Genomic DNA, 19,386 nt, shown 5'->3' on the forward strand with positions numbered 1-19,386 from the left:
ACTGGCGCGGATTTCAGCTTCGTATATCGCCAGCAGCTTTGAGCTCAGCCAATTCCCGCAGCAAACGCTGGTTTTCTGCTTGCAGAACAGCCAGTTGCTGACCCAGATCATTCAGATGTGGCCGAAGCTCGGCCTCGGTAAAGCGCGGCGTGATGTGGCGGGGGCAATTCCAGTCAAACGCTTCAACTTTGATGATCGCGGCCCGTTCTGCCTCGGTCTCGGAGCCTTTGATGTAAAGATCAGTTGCTGCCGCGGCACCTTCCTTGAATGTCATCCGCCCAAGTATCTTGAGGCGGCGCTGGCTCGCGTAGTCCATTAATATCAGTGCCACGCGGTCATTCCCATCCAGGTTGCCGCGCGAGATATATTGTTTGTTACCAGACAGGTCCGCATAGCCGATGGTGTGCGGGTCCAGCACTTTCAGAAACCCTATCGGCCCACCGCGAAACTGCACATAAGGCCAGCCGGTTTCTGAGACGGTGGCCTGATAGAACCCGTCGCGGGCGCGAATGAACGCCTCTTCGGTCGGTCCGATTTGATGGCCCTGTTTTGGTCCTCGGCTCAGGAATTTCGCATAGGTCGCGGCGGATCCCATCCGCTCTTGATGGGCGCGAACGGCAGGTGTGAAGGTCAGTTCAGAAAAGGCGCGGGGCATTATGCTGTCTCCTGGGTCGTCCGGGGCGTATGCGCAATATGGTCGATGATGGCCTGCTCTGTCAGGCGTGGGAACACAGATGTGAACGTTTGGCCCCAAATTCGGCAACGGTGCCAAGGACGTTGCGTAGTATCTGTCCTGGACGCCACGTCACATGGATTGGAAGGAATCACACACCCGGCTAGTTTTGGGCAAACACCTGATCTGGAGAGCTATTTGATGTCGCTTTTTACCAGCACCGCCGCCTGGGTTACTGACGAACACCGAATGTTTGCTGAAATGGCGGGCCGGTTCATGGATGATGCCTTGGTACCCAATACCGAGAAATGGGCCGAGAACGGGGCGGTTGATCGTACCTTTTGGTTGCAGGCGGGAGAGACGGGTCTGATGGCCGGTTCGATTGCTGAGGAATATGGTGGCGTCGGCGGCGGGATGGGTTTCGATTCCGTTACTTTGTATGAGCAGACTGCGCGCGGGGACGCAGGATGGGGATATGGCATCCAGTCTATCGTGACCCACTACATCACCGCTTATGGCAGTGAGGATCAGAAACAGAAGTGGCTGCCGAAACTGGCCTCGGGTGAGATGATCGGCGCGCTGGCCATGACCGAGCCGGGCACGGGATCGGATGTGCAAGCGGTGAAGACGACCGCTGAGAAGGATGGCAATTCTTATCGGCTCAACGGGTCCAAGATATTTATCACCAACGGGCAATCGGCTGATCTGGTTATTGTGGCTGCCAAAACTGACAAGTCGTTAGGGGCGAAGGGTGTCTCTCTGATTGTGGTCGAAACCGACGGGGCTGACGGATTCCGGAGGGGGCGGAACCTCAAGAAACTGGGAATGAAGGGCAACGATACGGCTGAGCTGTTCTTTGAAGACGTTAAGGTGCCAATGACCAACCTGCTGGGCCCGGAAGAGGGGCAGGGGTTCTATCAACTGATGAAGCAGTTGCCGTGGGAGCGGCTGACCATCGGGATCATGGCGCTGGGCGCGATCGATTTCGCCATATCGCAGACGGTGGACTACGTGCAGGAGCGCAAGGCGTTCGGACAACGGGTGATGGACTTCCAGAACACACGTTTCAAGTTGGCCGAGTGTAAAACCAAGGCCGAGGTACTGCGCAGTTTCGTCAATGACTGCATTGGAAAACTGGAGGCCGGTGAATTGGATGCTGCGACGGCCTCGATGGTGAAATACTGGGGCTCTGAGGTGCAGAACGAAGTGATGCACGAATGCCTGCAACTGTTCGGCGGTTATGGGTTCATGATGGAGTACCCGATCGCGCGGCTCTATGCGGATGCGCGGGTCCAGATGATCTATGGCGGGACGAATGAAGTCATGAAAGAACTCATCGCCCGTTCGCTGGACGTCTGAACCAAAACACTCCCGCCCGTCTTCGACATTCCTAGCGGAACGTCTCCTCCCGTTGGGCCAGGCAAGCGCGGGCGCTGCCCGCGATTGCCTGGCCCCCTGCCGTCCGCAGGACGCAAGGCCGAAGGCCGCGCAGGGTTTGGCTGTTGCTGGCGTTGATGCCTGACACTTCGCCTGCCATTGTGATCACGGAGTAGTCAGACCTGAAGGGAACCCGGTATGGAGAAGTCCAACAAAGATCGCATATCTGCCCTGCTCAAATGCATCGAAACGGGCGATCCGGGTCCGGTTTCAGTGGTAAATGAAGCACGATACATCCAGCACAATCCGCAAACCCATGAAGGCAGCGAAGGGCTTGCATCCCTATTCAAACGGCTGTCCCAGACCTCACCGCACGTGAATATCGTACGCGCCTTTGAAGACGGCGATTTTGTCTTCGCGCATACGGAATATGATTTCTCACGGCGGAATATCGGCTTCGAAGTGTTCCGGTTCGAAGACGGGCAAGCGGTAGAGCACTGGGACAATATCCAGAAACGGATGGGGCCAAACGGCTCGGATCACAGTATGGTGGATGGTCCGACCGAAGTTCGGGATGTCGAGAAAACCGAGGAGAACCGGGCCTTTGTTCGCGCCTTCGTCGAAACCGCGTTGATTGCCGGGAACCTCGACCAGATAGAGGCCTGTATCAACACTTCCGCTTACGTAGAACACAGTCCGCAGTTCTCTGATGATTTGACTGCCTTGAGGACCGCATTGGCCGATAGGAACGCCCTAAACTATCAGCATCTGCATCGGGTATTGGCGGAAGGGGATTTTGTACTGACCGTATGCGAAGGAGCGTATCAGGGCAAACACAGCGCATTCTATGATCTGTTCCGCGTTGCAGATGGAATGATCGTTGAACACTGGGATACGGTTGAGTCCATTGCACCACGCAGCGAATGGAAAAATGACAACGGTAAGTTCTGAGGTTGCGTTAGGCGTGTGCGTCTGCCCAAATCTGTTCACTGATCCAGGCTTGGAAAGACCGTAACGGCTCGGGCATCGAGCGGTCATTCGGCCAGACCAGATAATAGCTGCCAAGGCTCACGCGCGGCCCGTCCCATGCCTGGACAAGCCGCCCGGTGCGCAAATCATCCTGCACCAGATATGACGGTAACAGAGCCACGCCCAACCCATGAATCGTGGCCTGAATCATGGTCGAAAACTGATCGAACAGCATTCCCCGTAGGCCGGTGACGGGCTGGCCCTGTATCTCAAACCAGCGCTCCCAGGCATCCGGACGCGACTCCAGATGCAGCAGTGGCGCGGCGCGGAGAGCACCCAAGCTATTGAAATTGACAGCGGTAAGGGCAGGGGCGCAGACGGGCAGGACTTCTTCCCGCATGATCGGTAAATACTGAACGCCCGCCCAGTCTTGCTGACCGAAATGGATCGCGGCATCAAATGGTTCAGACATGAAATCAAACGGTTTGAGGCGGGTCCCCAGATTGACGGTGACCTCAGGGTGCCGTCGCGCAAAATCCTGAAGGCGGGGTGCCAGCCAATGCATGCCGAACGCGGGAAGGATCGATAGATCAAGTGACCCACCCGCCGGGTTGGCTTTGAGTTTCAGTGCGGCCTGCGCCAGATCCTGAACAGCAGACCTTGCGGTTTGCACATAGTCTTTGGCTGCTGGCGTCAAGTGCAATCGCATCTGGCTGCGCTCAATCAATTGCACGCCCAGCTGATCCTCCATCGTCTTCAATTGCCGGCTGATCGCGCTTTGTGTCAAGGACAGCTCAGCCGCAGCAGCAGATGCGCTGCCCAGCCGATCTACGGCTTCAAGCGCAAGCAAGGACGAGATTGAAGGCAAGAAACGGCGGGGTGCAATCATATGACAATTCCTCATACCTATTGAACGCAATAGCACTGGTTTTTTCCTACCGCCAGAGCGATGAGTGGTGCGCCACATCACTTTTGTGGTCGAGCGGGTGCCGTACCATCCGCGATCTTGAAATTCACGTCGGAGCGCGGGACAAATCAGCAAGCGGGTCGCGCCCGCGCAGAGGTTCCCCAAGGCTGATGACACCAACAAGACAAAAGCGAGAGACATGGACCGCGCCCAGATCGTACATGAGAATTTCCTGACCCGTGTCGCAAATCGTGATTTTCCCGACGGAGCCCCGCCGCGCTTCGGTCTGGGCGATTCTGAAGCCGTTTCGCTATTCCGGTCGCAAGTTCTCAGCCGCGCGTTGGATCGGACCAGCCGGGCGATGCAGAAGGCAGGGCAGGGGTTCTACACCATCGGCTCATCTGGCCACGAAGGGATGGCCGCCGTCGCGCACGCATTGCGCCCAAGCGATATTGCCTTTCTGCATTACCGGGATGCTGCGTTTCAGATCGCGCGCGCCGAACAGGTGCCGGGCCAGCAGATCGCGTGGGATATGCTGCTCAGCTTTGCGTGCTCGAAAGAGGACCCGACCTCGGGCGGGCGGCACAAGGTGTTGGGATCAAGGGCGCTGATGATCCCGCCGCAGACCTCGACCATCGCCAGCCATTTGCCCAAAGCCGTTGGTGCGGCTTATGCGCTGGGGGCAGCCCGGCGACATGCGCCCGAACATCGCGTGTTGCCGGAAGACGGGATTGCGATGTGTTCATTTGGGGATGCCTCGGCCAATCACTCCACCGCGCAGGGGGCGATCAACACGTCAGGCTGGACCAGTGTGCAATCGACACCGCTGCCGCTGCTGATCGTGTGTGAAGACAACGGGATCGGGATTTCGGTCAAAACGCCCAAGGGCTGGATTCAGGCGTCGATGGAGCATCGTCCGGGGATCAAGTATTTTCAGGCCAATGGGTTGGACATTTATGAAACCCATGCGGTCGCGAAAGAGGCTGCAGATTATGTCCGCAAGCGCAGGAAACCGGCCTTCCTGCATCTCAGAACCGTGCGGCTTTATGGCCATGCCGGGGCGGATGTGCCCACGACCTATCTGCCGAAAACTGAGGTTGAGGCGGATGAGGCCAATGATCCGCTTTTGCACACCGTACGACTGCTGGATCAGGCGGGTGCATTGTCGCCGGATCAGGCGTTAAAAATCTACAGCGATACCTGCACCCGAACGGATCGTGTGGCTACAGAGGCTGCCAGCCGTCCCCATCTTGCCAATGCGACCGAAGTGATGGCAAGCCTGATCCCGCCTAAGCGCTCTTGCATACCGACCAACGGCCCGAGCGCTGAGGCGCGTGCGAAGACCTTTGGCGCAGATATGCGCGCGATGGATGAGCCGCAGCCGCTCAGCCGCCTGATCAACTGGGCGCTGACCGATCTGATGTTGGAACATGCCGAGATCGTTTGCATGGGCGAAGATGTGGGCCGCAAAGGTGGCGTTTATGGCGTCACACAAAAGCTGCAGCAACGCTTTGGTCCGGACCGCGTGATTGATACGCTGCTGGATGAACAATCCATTCTGGGTCTCGCGATCGGTATGGGCCATAACGGTTTCATCCCGATCCCCGAGATCCAGTTTCTGGCCTATCTGCACAATGCCGAGGACCAGATTCGGGGCGAAGCCGCAACTTTGCCGTTCTTCTCGAACGGGCAGTTTACCAACCCAATGGTGCTGCGAATTGCGGGGCTAGGATATCAGAAGGGCTTTGGCGGACATTTCCATAACGACAACTCTCTGGCCGTTTTGCGGGATATCCCTGGTGTCATCATCGCCTGCCCGTCGACCGGGGCCGATGCAGCACTGATGCTGCGCGAATGCGTGCGGTTGGCGCGCGAAGAGCAGCGGGTCGTGGTGTTTCTTGAACCGATCGCACTCTACCCGATGCGCGATCTGCATGCGGCGCAGGATGGCGGGTGGATGACCACCTATCCTGCGCGGGATCAGAAAATTGCGCTGGGCGATGTGGGAGTACACGGGGACGGCACCGATCTCGCCATCGTGACCTATGGCAACGGGCATTACCTGTCGCAACAGGCCCTGCCCGAAATTGAGGCGGCAGGTCTGAAAACCCGGATTATCGATATGCGTTGGCTAGCTCCTCTGCCGGTTGAGGCTTTGCGCGAAGCCACCAAAACATGCGCGCATGTTTTGATCGTCGACGAATGCCGCAAGACCGGCAGCCAGTCCGAGGCGCTGATGACTTTCTTCGCCGAACAAAGTTCTTCTACCCGAACTGCCCGCGTTGTGGCCGAGGATTGCTTTATCGCAACCGGCCCGGCCTATGCCGCGCCTCTTCCTTCGAAAGACGGTATCGTTGCCGCAGCGCTGGCTTTGACAGGAGCAGCCTCATGACCCGCACCGCCGTTGTGATCTGCCCGGGCCGGGGCACTTATAACAAGCCTGAGCTGGGCTATCTGCACCAACATCATTCGGATCGTATGGACTTGTTCCGCAGCTTCGACGCCATTCGCGCCGGAACCGGACAGGATGCGATTACTGCCTTGGATGGGGCTGATCGCTTTAGCGTCGGGAAGTACTCGCGCGGCGATGTGGCCTCACCCCTGATCTATGCTGCCGCGTTGGCCGATGCGCAGGCATTGGCCAACGATATTGAAGTCGTCGCTGTCACTGGTAACTCGATGGGATGGTATATCGCGCTGGCCGCCGCAGGGGCATTGACCCCTGGGAACGGGTTTCGCGTGGTCAATACGATGGGCACGCTGATGCAGAAGCACCTGATCGGCGGTCAACTGGTTTACCCATTCGTCGATGAGACATGGGCGAATGATCCTGCCCCCAAAGCCGCATTGCTGGATGAGGTGGCGAGGATCGATGCGTTGCGCGATCATTCTCTGGCGCTTTCGATCGATCTGGGCGGGATGCTGGTATTGGCAGGCAATGAGGCGGGTCTGACGGCGTTTGAGGCGGCACACCCCACCGTGCAGGATCGGTTCCCATTGCGGCTGGCCAATCACGCCGCCTTTCATACGGCGCTGCAGGCCCCGGTGGCGGCGGAAGGTCGGGCGCAATTGAGTTCTGATCTTTTTGCTCAGCCCAAGTTCCCGATGATTGACGGGCGCGGCAAAATCTGGTGGCCCGGCGCAACTGACACGAGTGAGTTGTGGGACTACACGCTGGGCCATCAGGTGACCGAGACCTATGACTTCACCCATGCGATCCAGACGGCCGCACGCGAGTTCGCGCCCGATCTGTTCATCGTCACCGGCCCCGGTGCAACGCTGAGCGGCGCGGTGGCGCAGTCACTAACACTGGGGCGCTGGCGGGGCATGACCGACAAGGCGTCATTCCAGTCGCATCAGGAGGCGGATCCATTCCTCATCGCCATGGGGCGGGCTGACCAGCGCGCCCTTGCAACCAACTGAGACTAGCCTGATGATCGGCGAAACTTTGGCGAGGCCCGGGCATGCGCGACTATGATCAATCGTTATGGCGGCAGACCTGTCGCGAGCGCATCGACACGCAAAAGCTGTCTGATGACGTAAGCGTTGATCTTGCCGTGATCGGCGGTGGTTACACCGGGTGTTCTGCGGCCTTGACCGCAGCAAAAGCGGGGGCTTCGGTGTGCCTGCTCGAAGCGCATCAGATCGGCCATGGTGGATCGGGGCGGAATGTCGGTCTCGTCAACGCAGGGCTTTGGCTGCCACCCGATCAAATTCGGTCGCATCTGGGGCAAATGGCGGGGGATCGGTTGATCGATCTGCTGGCTAACGCGCCGTCAGACGTGTTCGAGTTGATTGAAGCGCACGGGATTGACTGCGAGCCTGAGCGGCAAGGCACGTTGCATTGTGCTCATTCGGCCTCGGGCTTTGGTGATCTACGTACACGCCACGCACAGCTGAGCGCTTCTGGTGCGCCGGTCGAATTGCTCGATCCTGACGCGTCGCGCCAGCGGACGGGCAGTCCGGCTGTCCACGGCGCATTGTTTGACCCCCGCGCGGGTACAATTCAGCCGCTGAGCTATGCGGTGGGACTGGCCCGCGCCGCACAGAATGCGGGGGCGCAGATATATACGCAAAGCCCGGTTCGATCTTTGCGGCAGGAAGCCGGGGTTTGGGTGCTGCAGCGGGATGGTGGAACCGTACGCGCAAGATCGGTTATTCAGGCGACCAACGCGTATCATCTGGGCATCGCCGATACGGCACCAGACTATGTGCCGGTCTACTACTTCCAATACGCCACCGCGCCGCTGTCCCATAACCTGCGGGCCAGCATATTGCCCAAAGCAGAGGGATGCTGGGATACCGGCCTGATCATGACATCCTTCCGTTTGGATCGGGCAGGACGGTTTATCATTGGCGGTATGGGCGACCTATGCAGCGCCGGAGGATTTGCACACAAATCCTGGATCAAGCGCAAACTGGCTGCACTTTATCCGCAATTGGCGGATCAGCCGTTGATTGAGGGCTGGCATGGGCGGATTGCCATGACTTCGGATCATATTCCCAAAATCATTCTGATCGGTCCAAATGCGTTAGCAGCGCATGGGTTTTCGGGGCGTGGGATCGGGCCGGGCACCGTGTTCGGGCGTTTGATGGCCAAAAGCCTGCTCAAGGACGATCCGTCCCTGCTGCCGGTTCCGTCAGTGGCTGAGTATAGCGAAAACTGGACTGGTCTGCGCCGCGCTTTCTTCGAAACCGGCGCGGCGCTGACACATCTTGTTAAGGCGCGGTTCTGAATTCAGACAGACCGGGTGATGCCGCCATCGACGCGGATGTTCTGCCCGGTTATGTAGCCTCCGCCTTCGGAGGCGAGCATAGCCACGACCGAGGCGATCTCATCATAGCTGCGCCCGTAGCGACCCATCGGGATGCGTGCGCGGAACTCTTCCTTTTCCGGGAGGCTGTCGATGAAACCGGGCAAGACATTGTTCATGCGGATATTCTCGGCGGCGTATTTGTCCGAGAACAGCTTGGTGAAAGCAGCCAACCCAGCGCGGAATACGCCCGAAGTTGGAAAAACCGGGTCCGGTTCAAACGCAGCAAAGGTTGAGATGTTGATGATCGATCCACCGCCCTGCGTTTGCATGATCGGGGTCACCAGTCGGGTCGGTCGGACGGCATTCATGAAATAGACATCCATGCCGGTGTGCCAGTCCTCATCGGTCAGCTCCAGCACCGCTGCGCGGGGTCCGTGCCCGGCTGAGTTCACCAGCACATCGATCCGCCCCCAATGGGACATTGCAGCATCGACCAGTTTCTGCAGGTCATCATTCGACTGGTTCGAGCCCGTGATGCCCACGCCACCCAACTCATGCGCCAGCGCCTCACCCTTGCCTGACGAGGACAGGATGCCGACTTTGAAACCATCCGCCGCCAATCTGCGCGCGGAATCCGCGCCCATACCGCTGCCGCCTGCCGTGATCAAAGCTACTTTTTCCATCTTCACGCTCCTTTGCGATGTTTGGTATAAAGATGGCTGGCAGCGTTCACTTTGACCAATCAGTTCTATTGCGCATAGGCTGTAGAAAATCTACAGTCTAGTTATGCCCGCTCTTCCACCTCTCAATGCGATGCGCGCCTTTGAGGCCTCGGCACGCCACTTGAACTTTCGCTTGGCTGCGGAAGAAATCGGCGTAACCCAAGGGGCCGTTGCGCAGCAGGTGCGGGGGTTGGAGGCGCGGCTGGGCACTGCACTCTTTGAACGACTACCACGTGGGTTGCGCTTGACCGAAGCGGGGCGTCGGTTCCACGCGCCGCTGCGTCGGGCGTTTCGGCTGATTGAAGAGGCTGTCGATGAGCTGGCTGATCAGCGGCAGATCACGATCTCGGTCACGCCCAGCTTTGCCTCAAAATGGCTGGTGCCGCGTCTGAATGATTTTGTGACCCGCCATCCCGATATCTCGGTGCAGGTTGACGCGCGCGAGCGGTTGGCGGATTTCCAGTCTGATGGAATCGATATTGCAGTACGCCAGAGCCGTTCACCGGTTGCTCGAGATCTGCAAGCAACACCTTTGTTCTCGACCGAATTCGTTGTCGTGGGCAGTCCGGACCTCGCATCGCAAATTTCAGGTCCAGACGACCTGATGCAACACGTTTTGCTCAGCGATTCCCATGGGCTGTGGCCGTTTTTTCTTGAACGCGCCGGGGTCGAGGGGAAGCCGCGGATGATGAGTTTCAGCCAGACAAGTCTGGCGATAGACGCCGCTGTCTCGGGGCAAGGCTTTGCGCTGGCCAATGCGCCACTTGTGTCTGCGGAACTGGCTTCGGGTCGGTTGGTGCAGCCGCTCTCTGAGGTGCTGGTTGACGATTTGAGCTTTTTCATCGTCACCCCGCAGAAACCGCGCCAACCGGAGCTGGTGAAACAGATGCGCGACTGGTTGCTATCTCAGGTCTGAAGCGAGGCCGCAATCGCGTCGATCCGGTCGCGTAACCAACGATGTGCCGGGTCGTTGGCCGAGCGTTGGTGCCAGACCATATAGATTGACACTGCTTCGCATTTGAACGGCAGTGGCGCACTGTCCAGCGTGGCAAGCGGCCCGCATTTCATCAACTCCGTATCGGTCGAGATCAGGTCGCTGCCTTTCACGAATGGCGGGATCGCGTTGAAATGCGGCAGGGTTACGACGGGCGGTCTGATCTGGCTTTGATCCACGCCACGCATCACGGCACGGGCGTTGCGCCCGTCGGCAAATCGCACCTCAACATGATCGCTATTGCAATAGGATTGCCAATCCTCAGGCGGATCACGGTGAGCGGCATCATAGAATACCAACAACGGGCTGTTGATCAGCCGCTTCTGAAAGATATCCGGCCCGTCCGGTGGCAGCGGGGTGAGCATCAATTGACACCGGTCGCTGCGCAGCAAGTCCGGGTCGGGAACACCCGACGGGATGAACTCCAGCCGCAACCTGACGCCTTCGGCGCGTGTCGCCCGCAGAAGTTCGGGAAAGATCAACTCACGCGGCATGTCGTTGGTGGCGATCTGAATGTCCATCTGTTCGGACAGCGGATCAAACGGGCGACCTTCGGTCAGGGCGCGCATGTTATCCAGCACCTGTTGCACCGGCTCTTTCAACGACAAAGCGCGTTCGGTCGGGGTCAGCCCCTGTCCGGATCGGACAAATAGTGGATCGCCCAGCACTTGCCGCAACTTGCCCAGCGTATGGCTGATGGCCGATTGCGTCACCCCTAACCGGTCGGCAGCTTTCGACACCGAGCTTTCTTCGAGTATCGTCAGGAACACCCGTAGGACCTTGCCGTCCAGATCTGTGAAATCAATTCTGCTCATATCATTTATGATTATTCATGAATGGATTTGGTGTCCATGCCGGGGTAGGGGAAAGGGCAGCTAACTGGAGGCGCGCGATGGGGATCCGCTTTTTCTCGGACAAGAACAGACCTGTTCACATGGGTCCGTTCCCGCTGGAACGGCTGGCGCGGCAGGGTCGGATGCCTGATCTGGCGCAGGTCGAACCGATGTGTGCGCTTAGCTTTCGCAGGCCCGAGCAGCCCGAAAGCATCGTGAATGCGATGGGCGAGTTTCAGGCGATGATGGACGCAATTCGGGATGGATTTGTGAACCCCGTCGCATCGGAAATTCCTGCCAACCCAGCAGATCGTGCCAATCATCTGAAAGCGTTTGGCTATTTCAACGATGCGTCGATGATGGGCTGTGGGCCGCTACCCGCGGAGGCGATGCTGGCTGAGCCTCGGCGCAACCCGGATATCGACCGGCTGGCTCATGCGCTTAGGACGCGGCAAACCAAAACGCTGGCCTCGGGCATCGATCTGATCATGGCGGATCTAAAAGAAAGCATGGAGGCCGCGCCACGCCCGATGGACTGTCATCGCCATACGCTCGTGTTTCTCTATGAGTTCAACCGCGATCCGGACCCCTCGGAGCCCGGGTCCGATTGGATCATGGATGCGCAGGATCACCGCGCCTGTTTGCTTGCCACCGAGAATGCAGTGGTCATTGCCAACTACATCCGCCTCCTGGGTTTCGATGCGCGGGCGCATACGGCGATGTCCTCTGAGGTTGATCTGGGCAAGCTGGCAGTTGCTGCGGGTCTGGCCTCGGTTGAGGATGGTGCGGTTGTGGTGCCCTGGTTGGGCAAGCGGTTCGGATTGGCCGCTGTGACCACCGAAATGGAGATCGCGCATGACCGACCCTTGCAACCGCTGGCCGAACAACCGTGGTTCCGCACGCAAGGACCTGCATGGTGGCTGGGTGCAGGCTTCGCCAAGAACGCTCTGAACCGGGATGCCTATGCCAAGCGGCGCTATGTGGACGGGGCACATCCTTTTGAAAACCTCAAACGAGTCGAAACACCGACCACCTATATCGACGAGCAAAACGTAGCCCGGGTGCCCAAACGCGCAGACATGTTTGCGCGGGCTCAGTTCGGCGACATGGGAAGATCGCTGCAGGATGCGACAAAGGGCGGGCATTACGTGCGCAAATCCGCCCCCAGCTTTGCCCAACGCCGCGCGCTGGGCGCGTTTGTTTTGCTGCAGGACGGTGACAGCGCCGAGGCTGTACAACCCACAGATACCGAAAGAAATGCCGCGAATATCAAGGCTGCAACCTATTTCCTTGGGGTCGATGCGGTCGGGCTCAGCCGGTGCCCCGAGTGGAGCTGGTATTCCCATGACGCCACCGGAGAAGAAATCGTTCCGCCCCATGATCAGGCGATCAGCATGATCATCGACCAGGGCTATGAGACGATGGAAGGCGCCAGCGGGGATGACTGGATCAGCGTGGCCCAATCCATGCGCGCCTATCTGCGGTTTTCACTGCTGGGGGGCGTGATCGCGCAGCAAATCCGAAATCTCGGCTACAAGACCAAGGCGCATACGGTGATGGATGGCGAGGTGCTGCAACCGCCGCTGCTGCTGTTGTCGGGGTTGGGCGAGGTCAGTCGGATCGGTGAGGTGATCCTGAACCCCTATCTTGGCCCGCGCCTGAAATCCGGTGTCGTGACAACCGACATGCCGATGACGCATGACAAGCCCATCGATTTCGGCCTTCAGACGTTTTGCGAAAGCTGCAACAAATGCGCTCGGGAATGCCCTTCGGGCGCGATCACTGCCGGGCCAAAGCTGATGTTCAACGGCTATGAAATCTGGAAATCCGACAGCCAGAAATGCGCCACTTACCGTATCACCACGCCCGGGGGGGCGATGTGCGGACGATGCATGAAGACCTGCCCGTGGAATCTCGAAGGTATATTCAAGGAACGCCCGTTCCGATGGGCCGCGATGAATATTCCGCAGGCCGCGCCTGCATTGGCCAAACTGGATGATGCGGTCGGCAATGGTGGTCTAAATAACATCAAGAAATGGTGGTGGGATATCGAGCTGGAACCTGACGGGGCCTATCGCCCGTCGCAGCACCCATTGAACCGGCGGGACCTACAAAAAGACCTCGATTTGAAGTACGAGGATCAGACGCTTGCTGTCTACCCCGCTCCTCTCGCTCCGCACCCATGGCCCTATCCCTTCAACATGGACCGGGAAGCCGGGATTGCCGCCTATGAGGCGATGGTCACAGCTGAAGACTACAAAGCGCGCAAATCGGCAGGCGATATGTCTGTGATCCACCGTTATCAGGTCGCAGGGGACGCCCCGGTGATGCGGGTGGAACTAACCAAGGTCGACAAGATGACCTCGGATGTCACCAAGTACGAGTTCTCAACCCTCGACGGTGCGCCCTTGCCGAAATGGACTGCGGGCGCGCATCTGGACGTGCTGGTTTCGCCCGAATTCCTGCGGCAGTACTCGATGTCGGGCGATCCCTCCGACCGCAACACTTATCAGATCGGCGTGCTGCGCGAGGATGAGGGGCGCGGCGGCTCGGCCTTGCTGCATCGCATCTTCAACGAAGGGCGCAAGGTCTTCATCTCAAAGCCGATAAACCATTTTGAGCTGGACGAGACTGCAACCAAAACCTTTCTGATGGGCGGCGGTATTGGCATCACGCCGATGATTGCTTTTGCCCACCGATTACATGCGATGGGCAAACCGTTCGAGCTTCACTATTCCGCCAGCACACGAGCAGGTGCCGGATATCTGGACGATCTGGCGGCTATGCCATGGGCCGATCACGTGCACTATCATTTCTCGGACGAGGGCACACGGGCCGATCTGGAGGCTGTTCTGGGCGGATATCAGGACGGATGGCACGTTTATACCTGCGGCCCCGACCGCTATATGGACGGCGTCATTCACGCAGCCGAACGGCAGGGGTTTCCGGAAGGTGCACGGCATCTCGAATATTTCTCGGTGCCGGAACAGCCTGAATATGAGAACCATCCGTTCACTCTGAAATTGGCGAAATCGGGTCGGGAGTTGACTGTACCCGCTGACAAAGATGCGGCGCAGGTACTTAATGAGGCGGGCTTTCACGTGGATGTGAAATGCGCTGATGGGATCTGCGGGGTCTGCAAATGTGACGTGATTTCAGGTGATATCGAACACCGCGATTTCGTTTTGTCCAAAAAACAACGCGAAGGTGCGATCATACTGTGCCAAAGCCGGGCGGCCCGGGCAGACGGGGTGATCGAGATCGATCTGTGATTGCTCTCGATAAAACGACATTTTGAATCCCAAAAATTGGTCGTTCCAGCCATGGACGCCGCCGACTTGCTGCACTAACGTCCCCGGCGAACCCCAGTCTATCCTGATCAACAGGTGCGAGGTACTTTCATGGATTATCACAGCCCCGCCAGCTTTGCCGAGGCGTCGGCTCTGGCCGCAAATGCAACGGGCATCACTCGGTTTCTGGCAGGCGGCACCGATGTGCTGGTGCAGTTGCGCTCGGAATTGGTGTCGCCCGATACGCTGATCGACATCAAGAAGATCGATGGCGTTAGCGAAATTACCCGCAATGCCGATGGCAGCTGGACGCTGGGCGTCGCCGCGACCGGCGCCGAGATGAGCGAGCACGCCGCGTTGGGCCGCGATTGGCCGGGTGTGGTCGAGGCGATGGACCTGATTGGATCGACTCAGGTACAGGGGCGTGCGACGCTGACCGGGAATCTGTGCAATGGCTCTCCGGCGGCGGACTCGGTGCCAGCGATGGTTGCGGCAGGCGTTACAGTCACCGTGACGGGCCCGGACGGCACACGAGAGGTGGCGGTCGAAGACATCCCGACGGGACCCGGCAAGACCTCACTGGCCAAAGGCGAACTGATCTCGGCGGTCAACATTCCAGCGCGTGGCGACAACGCCGGTGACGCCTATCTGCGCTTTATCCCGCGCACCGAGATGGATATCGCGGTGGTTGGTGTGGGCGTAAACTTACGACTGGATGGCGATACCATCACCGAGGCGCGCGTCTCACTGGGGGCTGTCGCACCAACCGTCTTGCTGGTTGAAGACTGCGCCAAAGCGCTGATTGGCAGCGCGTTGGATGACGCGGCGCTGGACGCGCTGGCTGCAGCGGCCTCGGCTGCCTGCAATCCCATCGATGACAAACGCGGCACTATTGCATTCCGCACCGAAGTTGCTGGCGTTCTGGCCAAGCGCGCCGCAAAAATCGCCTATGCCCGCGCAAAGGGAGAAGACGTATGAGTAAGTTCCACGTATCCACCACCGTAAATGGGGACGCGGTTGAATACCTCTGCGACCCACGCGAAACTCTGCTGGACTGTCTGCGCGACAAGCTGAACCTGACCGGCGCGAAAGAGGGCTGCGGCACCGGCGATTGCGGTGCTTGTTCGGTCAGCGTCGATGGCCGTTTGGTGTGTTCGTGCCTGATGCTGGGCGTCGAGGCTGAGGGCAAGCAGATCGAAACAGTTGAAGGGATCGCGGACGGCGACGTCCTGCATCCGCTGCAGAAGAAGATGATCGAATATGCCGCCCTGCAATGCGGCATCTGTACCCCGGGCATTCTGGTGGCGGCCAAGTCGCTGCTGGAAAAGAACCCCAACCCCACCGAAGAGGAAACCCGGTACTGGCTGGCGGGCAACCTCTGCCGCTGCACCGGCTATGACAAAATCATTCGCGCCGTGATGGATACGGCGGCTGAGATGCGGGAGGCTTCGTAATGGCACTGGACGATCGCAAATCTGACTTCACGTTTGTCGGCACCCGCCCTGACCGCCCTGACGGTCTGGACAAGGTGACGGGCCGCGCCAAGTTCGGTGCGGATATCTCAGCCCCCGGCATGTTGCATGGCGCTATCCTGCGTTCACCCCATGCCCATGCGCGGATCGTCAAGATTGATGCTTCAAAGGCCGAGGCCCACAAAGACGTCAAAGCCGTTGTTACCCGCGCCGATTTCGCCGATGTCCCCTTCAAGCCGGGGCTGGAAGGCGAATTCTGGAACGTGCTGGAAAATGTCATGGCGGGCGAAAAGGCTCTGTATGACGGCCACGCGATTGCAGCAGTTGCAGCGACATCAGCCTTGGCGGCGCGCGATGCGCTGAAGCTGATCGAGGTTGAATATGAAGTTTTGCCCCACGTCACAGATGTGGACAAGGCGATGGCACCGGACGCGCCTGTCATCCGCGAAGGTGCGGCAGATTATTCGGTGCCTGAGGGGATGCACCCCAACGTGGTGCGCTATCACGAAAGCGGCCACGGAGATGTCGAAGCCGGATTTGCCGAGGCGGATCTGGTAATTGAGGACAGCTTCGTTACCGAGGCAACCCATCAGGGTTACATTGAACCTCATGCCTGCATGGGGTCTCTGGGTACTGACGGCAAAGGTGAACTTTGGTGCACCACCCAGGGCCATTGGATCGCACAGAAAACCTGCGCGGCGTTGCTGGGCATCGAAACCTCACAACTGCGTGTGATCGCGTCTGAGATCGGCGGCGGCTTTGGTGGTAAGACCACTGTGTTCATCGAACCGGTTGCGTTGGCGCTCAGCCGCAAGGCCAACCGCCCCGTAAAGATCGTGATGACCCGGTCCGAGGTGTTCCGTGCGACCGGCCCGACCTCATCGGCGTCGATGGACATCAAGATCGGCATGAAAAAGGACGGCACCATCACAGCAGCCGAAGGCATCTTCCGCCTGCAGGGTGGTGCCTTCCCGGGTGCACCCGGCGACATGACCGCCATGTGTGCCTTTGCGCCCTACAACCTGACCAACGTTCGCCAGGTCGGTTATGACGTAATGGCCAACCGCCCGAAACAGGCCGCTTATCGCGCGCCGGGCGCTCCGATGGGTGCGTTTGCGGTCGAATCTGTGTTGGATGAGCTGTGCAATCAACTCGGCCTCGACCCGGTGGATGTGCGCCTAAAAAACGCCGCGCATGAAGGCACCAAAGCCAGCTATGGCCCGACCTATGAGCGCATAGGTCTTGTCGAAACGCTTGAGGCCGCCAAGGCGCATCCGCATTACTCGGCCCCGTTGAAGCCGGGGCAAGGGCGCGGGATTTCCTGTGGGTTCTGGTTCAACCATGGTGGTGAGACCTCAGTATCTCTAGCACTGTCCGAGGACGGCTCGGCCCAAGTCATGGTCGGTACGCCGGATATCGGCGGATCACGTGCGTCGATGGCTCTGATGGCAGCTGAAGTTCTGGGTATCCCTTACGAGAATATCCGCGTGACCGTCGCCGATACGGCAACGCTGGGTTACAATGATGTAAGCCATGGCAGTCGCGTGACCTATGCCTCGGGTCTGGCGACAATCAAGGCGGCGCGCCACGCGGTCGAGCAGCTATGCGCCCGCGCAGCGGCCAGTTGGGGAATCCCGGTTGATGCGGTGAAATGGGAGAACGGCTGTGCCGTGCCCTCAGGCCCCAATGCCGGTGACTTCGATCCGCGCCCGCTGGCCGATATCACCGCCCATATGGGCGCGACCGGCGGCCCGATCTCGGGCCATTTCGAGGCCACGCCGGAAGGCGCGGGTGTATCCTTTGGCACCCATATCGTGGATGCCGAGGTCGACCCGGAAACCGGCAAGACCAGCATCACCCGCTACACGGTCATTCAGGACGCGGGCAAGGCGATCCACCCGACCTATGTCGAAGGCCAGTATCAGGGCGGAGCTGCGCAGGGCATCGGCTGGGCGCTGAACGAGGAATATATCTATGGTGAGGATGGCCGCTTGCAGAACTCGATTTTCCTCGATTACCGCATCCCGGTCGCCAGCGATCTGCCGATGATCGACACGGTGATTGTCGAAGTGCCCAACCCCGGCCACCCGTTCGGTGTGCGTGGTGTGGGAGAGACCGGCATCGTGCCGCCCTTGGCCGCCATCGCCAACGCGGTCTCCAACGCGGCCGGGGTACGCCTTAAGCAACTGCCAATGTCCCCGCCGCGCATTCTTGCCGCGCTCAAGGACAATGGTTGAGGTCCACCTCTGGTCTAGCCTCCGGTCTTTGACCGGGGGTCGCGAGGTGGTCGAGGTTGAGGCCGCCACCACGGGCGAATTGCTGCAGGAACTGGTGCGTATACATCCCCGGCTGCAGGCACCGATCGATGCTGGGGTCTCGGTGGCGTTGGACGGGCGCATCATCGCGACCGGACTGTCCGAGCCGATTCCGGAAGGTGCCGAGGTTTATCTGATGCAGCGCCTCAGGGGCGGTTGAAGGCGAAAGGTCTAATCGACCCCCTCCCTCACGCGAAATCACGGGACAGGATGAACGCGCAACACTGCTCGGTCAGATCTTGGAAGCGCGAACGCTCGCGGACATAGAGATACACTTGCCTTTTGTCGTGAAGGTCCGTGATCGGGCGGTAAGACACCGCCTCCGGCAAGAATTCGGCAACGGTTTGAGGAAGCACCGTGATCCACTCGCCCGATCGCACCAGCGTGATCAATGAATGCGTGTTGTGAATTGTGATCTCGGCGTTTTTGATTGCCGTATGGAAAGCCGGCGTTTGAATCAGATCGCACAACGTGTTTCGGACAAAGGGTGCGGTGGCGATGTCGGGGATATTCAGCGGTTCTGCGCGTGTGATCAGAGGATGATCCGAGGCCGCGACCAATCCAAAGGAGTCCTGAAATAGTGGAATGGTTTGGATGCCGTTCAGGGCGTGATACCCGGATGCGATTCCGATATCTGCCTGATCCTGAGCGATGGCATCCAACACCTGCTGCGTGTCGGTGTCGCGCAGCTCGATCTTCACCCCGGGGGATTCGCTGCTCATGTGGTGCAATAGTGGTGGAAAGATCAACGCGCCAACCGACGGGACGGATACGATCCGGATCAATCCCTGTTCAGCCAGCGCGGCGGCCTCGATATTCTGGACGGTCTGATCGAATTGGCGCACTTGCCGCAAGCCCAGATCGAGTACCTGCTCACCCAGCGGGGAAAGCTGGTTCTTGCGCTCGCCTTCGAACAGCTTTTTGCCCAGATGGTCTTCGAGCTGCTTCAATGTCATCGAGACGGCTGATTGCGTTCGACCAAGGCGGTCGGCGGCCTCGGACAGGTTCCCGGTCTGGGCCACCGTGCAAAAGCAACGCAGCATCTCAATCTTGATTGCCAACTTCAGTTTCCTTGAA

Annotated in this window: 16 protein-coding genes; 11 read left to right on the forward strand and 5 right to left on the reverse strand. The window is 59.1% G+C overall.

Annotated features, from left to right (window positions below; genetic code table 11):
- Positions 1 to 13: 13 nt before the first annotated feature.
- Positions 14 to 655: a pyridoxamine 5'-phosphate oxidase family protein gene (locus ACR0AW_RS17985; protein WP_170733840.1), complete on the reverse strand. Its 642-nt coding sequence runs from the start codon at positions 653 to 655 to the stop codon at positions 14 to 16.
- Between the two features lie 219 nt (positions 656 to 874).
- On the opposite strand from ACR0AW_RS17985, the gene ACR0AW_RS17990 reads away from it, so the two are divergent.
- Both ACR0AW_RS17990 and ACR0AW_RS17995 read left to right on the forward strand, forming a co-directional pair.
- Positions 875 to 2,032: an acyl-CoA dehydrogenase family protein gene (locus ACR0AW_RS17990; protein WP_170398374.1), complete on the forward strand. Its 1,158-nt coding sequence runs from the start codon at positions 875 to 877 to the stop codon at positions 2,030 to 2,032.
- 216 nt (positions 2,033 to 2,248) lie between these two features.
- Complete coding sequence (locus ACR0AW_RS17995; RefSeq protein WP_170733841.1) at positions 2,249 to 3,001, forward strand: nuclear transport factor 2 family protein; 753 nt, start codon at positions 2,249 to 2,251, stop codon at positions 2,999 to 3,001.
- Positions 3,002 to 3,008: 7 nt separating this feature from the next.
- On the opposite strand, the gene ACR0AW_RS18000 is transcribed toward ACR0AW_RS17995, so the two are convergent.
- Positions 3,009 to 3,908, reverse strand: coding sequence for a LysR substrate-binding domain-containing protein (locus ACR0AW_RS18000; protein ID WP_170398380.1), 900 nt, complete (start codon positions 3,906 to 3,908; stop codon positions 3,009 to 3,011).
- Between the two features lie 217 nt (positions 3,909 to 4,125).
- Between ACR0AW_RS18000 and ACR0AW_RS18005 the strand changes: the two genes are divergently transcribed.
- From ACR0AW_RS18005 to ACR0AW_RS18015, 3 genes are read left to right on the forward strand one after another with little or no spacing between them, the layout of a single operon-like run.
- Positions 4,126 to 6,318, forward strand: a complete 2,193-nt coding sequence (locus ACR0AW_RS18005) for a thiamine pyrophosphate-dependent enzyme (RefSeq protein WP_170733842.1) — start codon at positions 4,126 to 4,128, stop codon at positions 6,316 to 6,318.
- A complete protein-coding gene (locus ACR0AW_RS18010; RefSeq protein ID WP_170733843.1) occupies positions 6,315 to 7,349 on the forward strand; it encodes an ACP S-malonyltransferase in 1,035 nt (344 codons plus the stop codon). Before ACR0AW_RS18005 ends, ACR0AW_RS18010 begins: the two co-directional genes overlap by 4 nt.
- 41 nt (positions 7,350 to 7,390) lie before the next feature.
- The gene (locus tag ACR0AW_RS18015) at positions 7,391 to 8,662 is read left to right on the forward strand and encodes an NAD(P)/FAD-dependent oxidoreductase (RefSeq protein ID WP_170733844.1); all 1,272 of its coding nucleotides are present in this window, start codon (positions 7,391 to 7,393) and stop codon (positions 8,660 to 8,662) included.
- A gap of 2 nt (positions 8,663 to 8,664) precedes the next feature.
- On the opposite strand, the gene ACR0AW_RS18020 is transcribed toward ACR0AW_RS18015, so the two are convergent.
- Positions 8,665 to 9,366 carry an SDR family oxidoreductase gene (locus tag ACR0AW_RS18020; protein ID WP_223117393.1) on the reverse strand — a complete coding sequence of 234 codons (702 nt, stop codon included), beginning with the start codon at positions 9,364 to 9,366 and terminating at the stop codon, positions 8,665 to 8,667.
- A 103-nt stretch (positions 9,367 to 9,469) separates the two neighbouring features.
- Between ACR0AW_RS18020 and ACR0AW_RS18025 the strand changes: the two genes are divergently transcribed.
- Complete coding sequence (locus tag ACR0AW_RS18025) at positions 9,470 to 10,321, forward strand: LysR substrate-binding domain-containing protein (protein WP_170733846.1); 852 nt, start codon at positions 9,470 to 9,472, stop codon at positions 10,319 to 10,321.
- Here the strand turns inward: ACR0AW_RS18025 and ACR0AW_RS18030 are convergent.
- Complete coding sequence (locus ACR0AW_RS18030; RefSeq protein ID WP_170733847.1) at positions 10,312 to 11,214, reverse strand: LysR family transcriptional regulator; 903 nt, start codon at positions 11,212 to 11,214, stop codon at positions 10,312 to 10,314. The genes ACR0AW_RS18025 and ACR0AW_RS18030 overlap by 10 nt on opposite strands.
- Positions 11,215 to 11,291: 77 nt before the next feature.
- Between ACR0AW_RS18030 and ACR0AW_RS18035 the strand changes: the two genes are divergently transcribed.
- From ACR0AW_RS18035 to ACR0AW_RS18055, 5 genes are all read left to right on the forward strand, one after another.
- The gene (locus tag ACR0AW_RS18035; protein WP_170733848.1) at positions 11,292 to 14,504 is read left to right on the forward strand and encodes a reductive dehalogenase; all 3,213 of its coding nucleotides are present in this window, start codon (positions 11,292 to 11,294) and stop codon (positions 14,502 to 14,504) included.
- Positions 14,505 to 14,633: 129 nt separating this feature from the next.
- Positions 14,634 to 15,500 carry an FAD binding domain-containing protein gene (locus ACR0AW_RS18040; RefSeq protein ID WP_170733849.1) on the forward strand — a complete coding sequence of 289 codons (867 nt, stop codon included), beginning with the start codon at positions 14,634 to 14,636 and terminating at the stop codon, positions 15,498 to 15,500.
- Positions 15,497 to 15,976: a (2Fe-2S)-binding protein gene (locus ACR0AW_RS18045; RefSeq protein WP_170408211.1), complete on the forward strand. Its 480-nt coding sequence runs from the start codon at positions 15,497 to 15,499 to the stop codon at positions 15,974 to 15,976. The genes ACR0AW_RS18040 and ACR0AW_RS18045 overlap by 4 nt, the downstream gene beginning before the upstream one ends.
- The gene (locus ACR0AW_RS18050; protein WP_170733850.1) at positions 15,976 to 18,231 is read left to right on the forward strand and encodes a xanthine dehydrogenase family protein molybdopterin-binding subunit; all 2,256 of its coding nucleotides are present in this window, start codon (positions 15,976 to 15,978) and stop codon (positions 18,229 to 18,231) included. Before ACR0AW_RS18045 ends, ACR0AW_RS18050 begins: the two co-directional genes overlap by 1 nt.
- Positions 18,224 to 18,469, forward strand: coding sequence for a MoaD/ThiS family protein (locus ACR0AW_RS18055; protein ID WP_170408213.1), 246 nt, complete (start codon positions 18,224 to 18,226; stop codon positions 18,467 to 18,469). Before ACR0AW_RS18050 ends, ACR0AW_RS18055 begins: the two co-directional genes overlap by 8 nt.
- A 28-nt stretch (positions 18,470 to 18,497) precedes the next feature.
- Here the strand turns inward: ACR0AW_RS18055 and ACR0AW_RS18060 are convergent, their stop codons facing one another.
- A complete protein-coding gene (locus ACR0AW_RS18060) occupies positions 18,498 to 19,370 on the reverse strand; it encodes a LysR family transcriptional regulator (RefSeq protein ID WP_170733851.1) in 873 nt (290 codons plus the stop codon).
- Positions 19,371 to 19,386 lie beyond the last annotated feature (16 nt).

The organism is Ruegeria sp. C5, from assembly GCF_056537605.1.

Coding starts and splice junctions, on each gene's coding strand:
- ACR0AW_RS17985 (WP_170733840.1), bottom strand. CDS start 655: ATGCCCCGCGCCTTTTCTGAACTGACCTTCACACCTGCCGTTCGCGCC.
- ACR0AW_RS17990 (WP_170398374.1), top strand. CDS start 875: ATGTCGCTTTTTACCAGCACCGCCGCCTGGGTTACTGACGAACACCGA.
- ACR0AW_RS17995 (WP_170733841.1), top strand. CDS start 2,249: ATGGAGAAGTCCAACAAAGATCGCATATCTGCCCTGCTCAAATGCATC.
- ACR0AW_RS18000 (WP_170398380.1), bottom strand. CDS start 3,908: ATGATTGCACCCCGCCGTTTCTTGCCTTCAATCTCGTCCTTGCTTGCG.
- ACR0AW_RS18005 (WP_170733842.1), top strand. CDS start 4,126: ATGGACCGCGCCCAGATCGTACATGAGAATTTCCTGACCCGTGTCGCA.
- ACR0AW_RS18010 (WP_170733843.1), top strand. CDS start 6,315: ATGACCCGCACCGCCGTTGTGATCTGCCCGGGCCGGGGCACTTATAAC.
- ACR0AW_RS18015 (WP_170733844.1), top strand. CDS start 7,391: ATGCGCGACTATGATCAATCGTTATGGCGGCAGACCTGTCGCGAGCGC.
- ACR0AW_RS18020 (WP_223117393.1), bottom strand. CDS start 9,366: ATGGAAAAAGTAGCTTTGATCACGGCAGGCGGCAGCGGTATGGGCGCG.
- ACR0AW_RS18025 (WP_170733846.1), top strand. CDS start 9,470: ATGCCCGCTCTTCCACCTCTCAATGCGATGCGCGCCTTTGAGGCCTCG.
- ACR0AW_RS18030 (WP_170733847.1), bottom strand. CDS start 11,214: ATGAGCAGAATTGATTTCACAGATCTGGACGGCAAGGTCCTACGGGTG.
- ACR0AW_RS18035 (WP_170733848.1), top strand. CDS start 11,292: ATGGGGATCCGCTTTTTCTCGGACAAGAACAGACCTGTTCACATGGGT.
- ACR0AW_RS18040 (WP_170733849.1), top strand. CDS start 14,634: ATGGATTATCACAGCCCCGCCAGCTTTGCCGAGGCGTCGGCTCTGGCC.
- ACR0AW_RS18045 (WP_170408211.1), top strand. CDS start 15,497: ATGAGTAAGTTCCACGTATCCACCACCGTAAATGGGGACGCGGTTGAA.
- ACR0AW_RS18050 (WP_170733850.1), top strand. CDS start 15,976: ATGGCACTGGACGATCGCAAATCTGACTTCACGTTTGTCGGCACCCGC.
- ACR0AW_RS18055 (WP_170408213.1), top strand. CDS start 18,224: ATGGTTGAGGTCCACCTCTGGTCTAGCCTCCGGTCTTTGACCGGGGGT.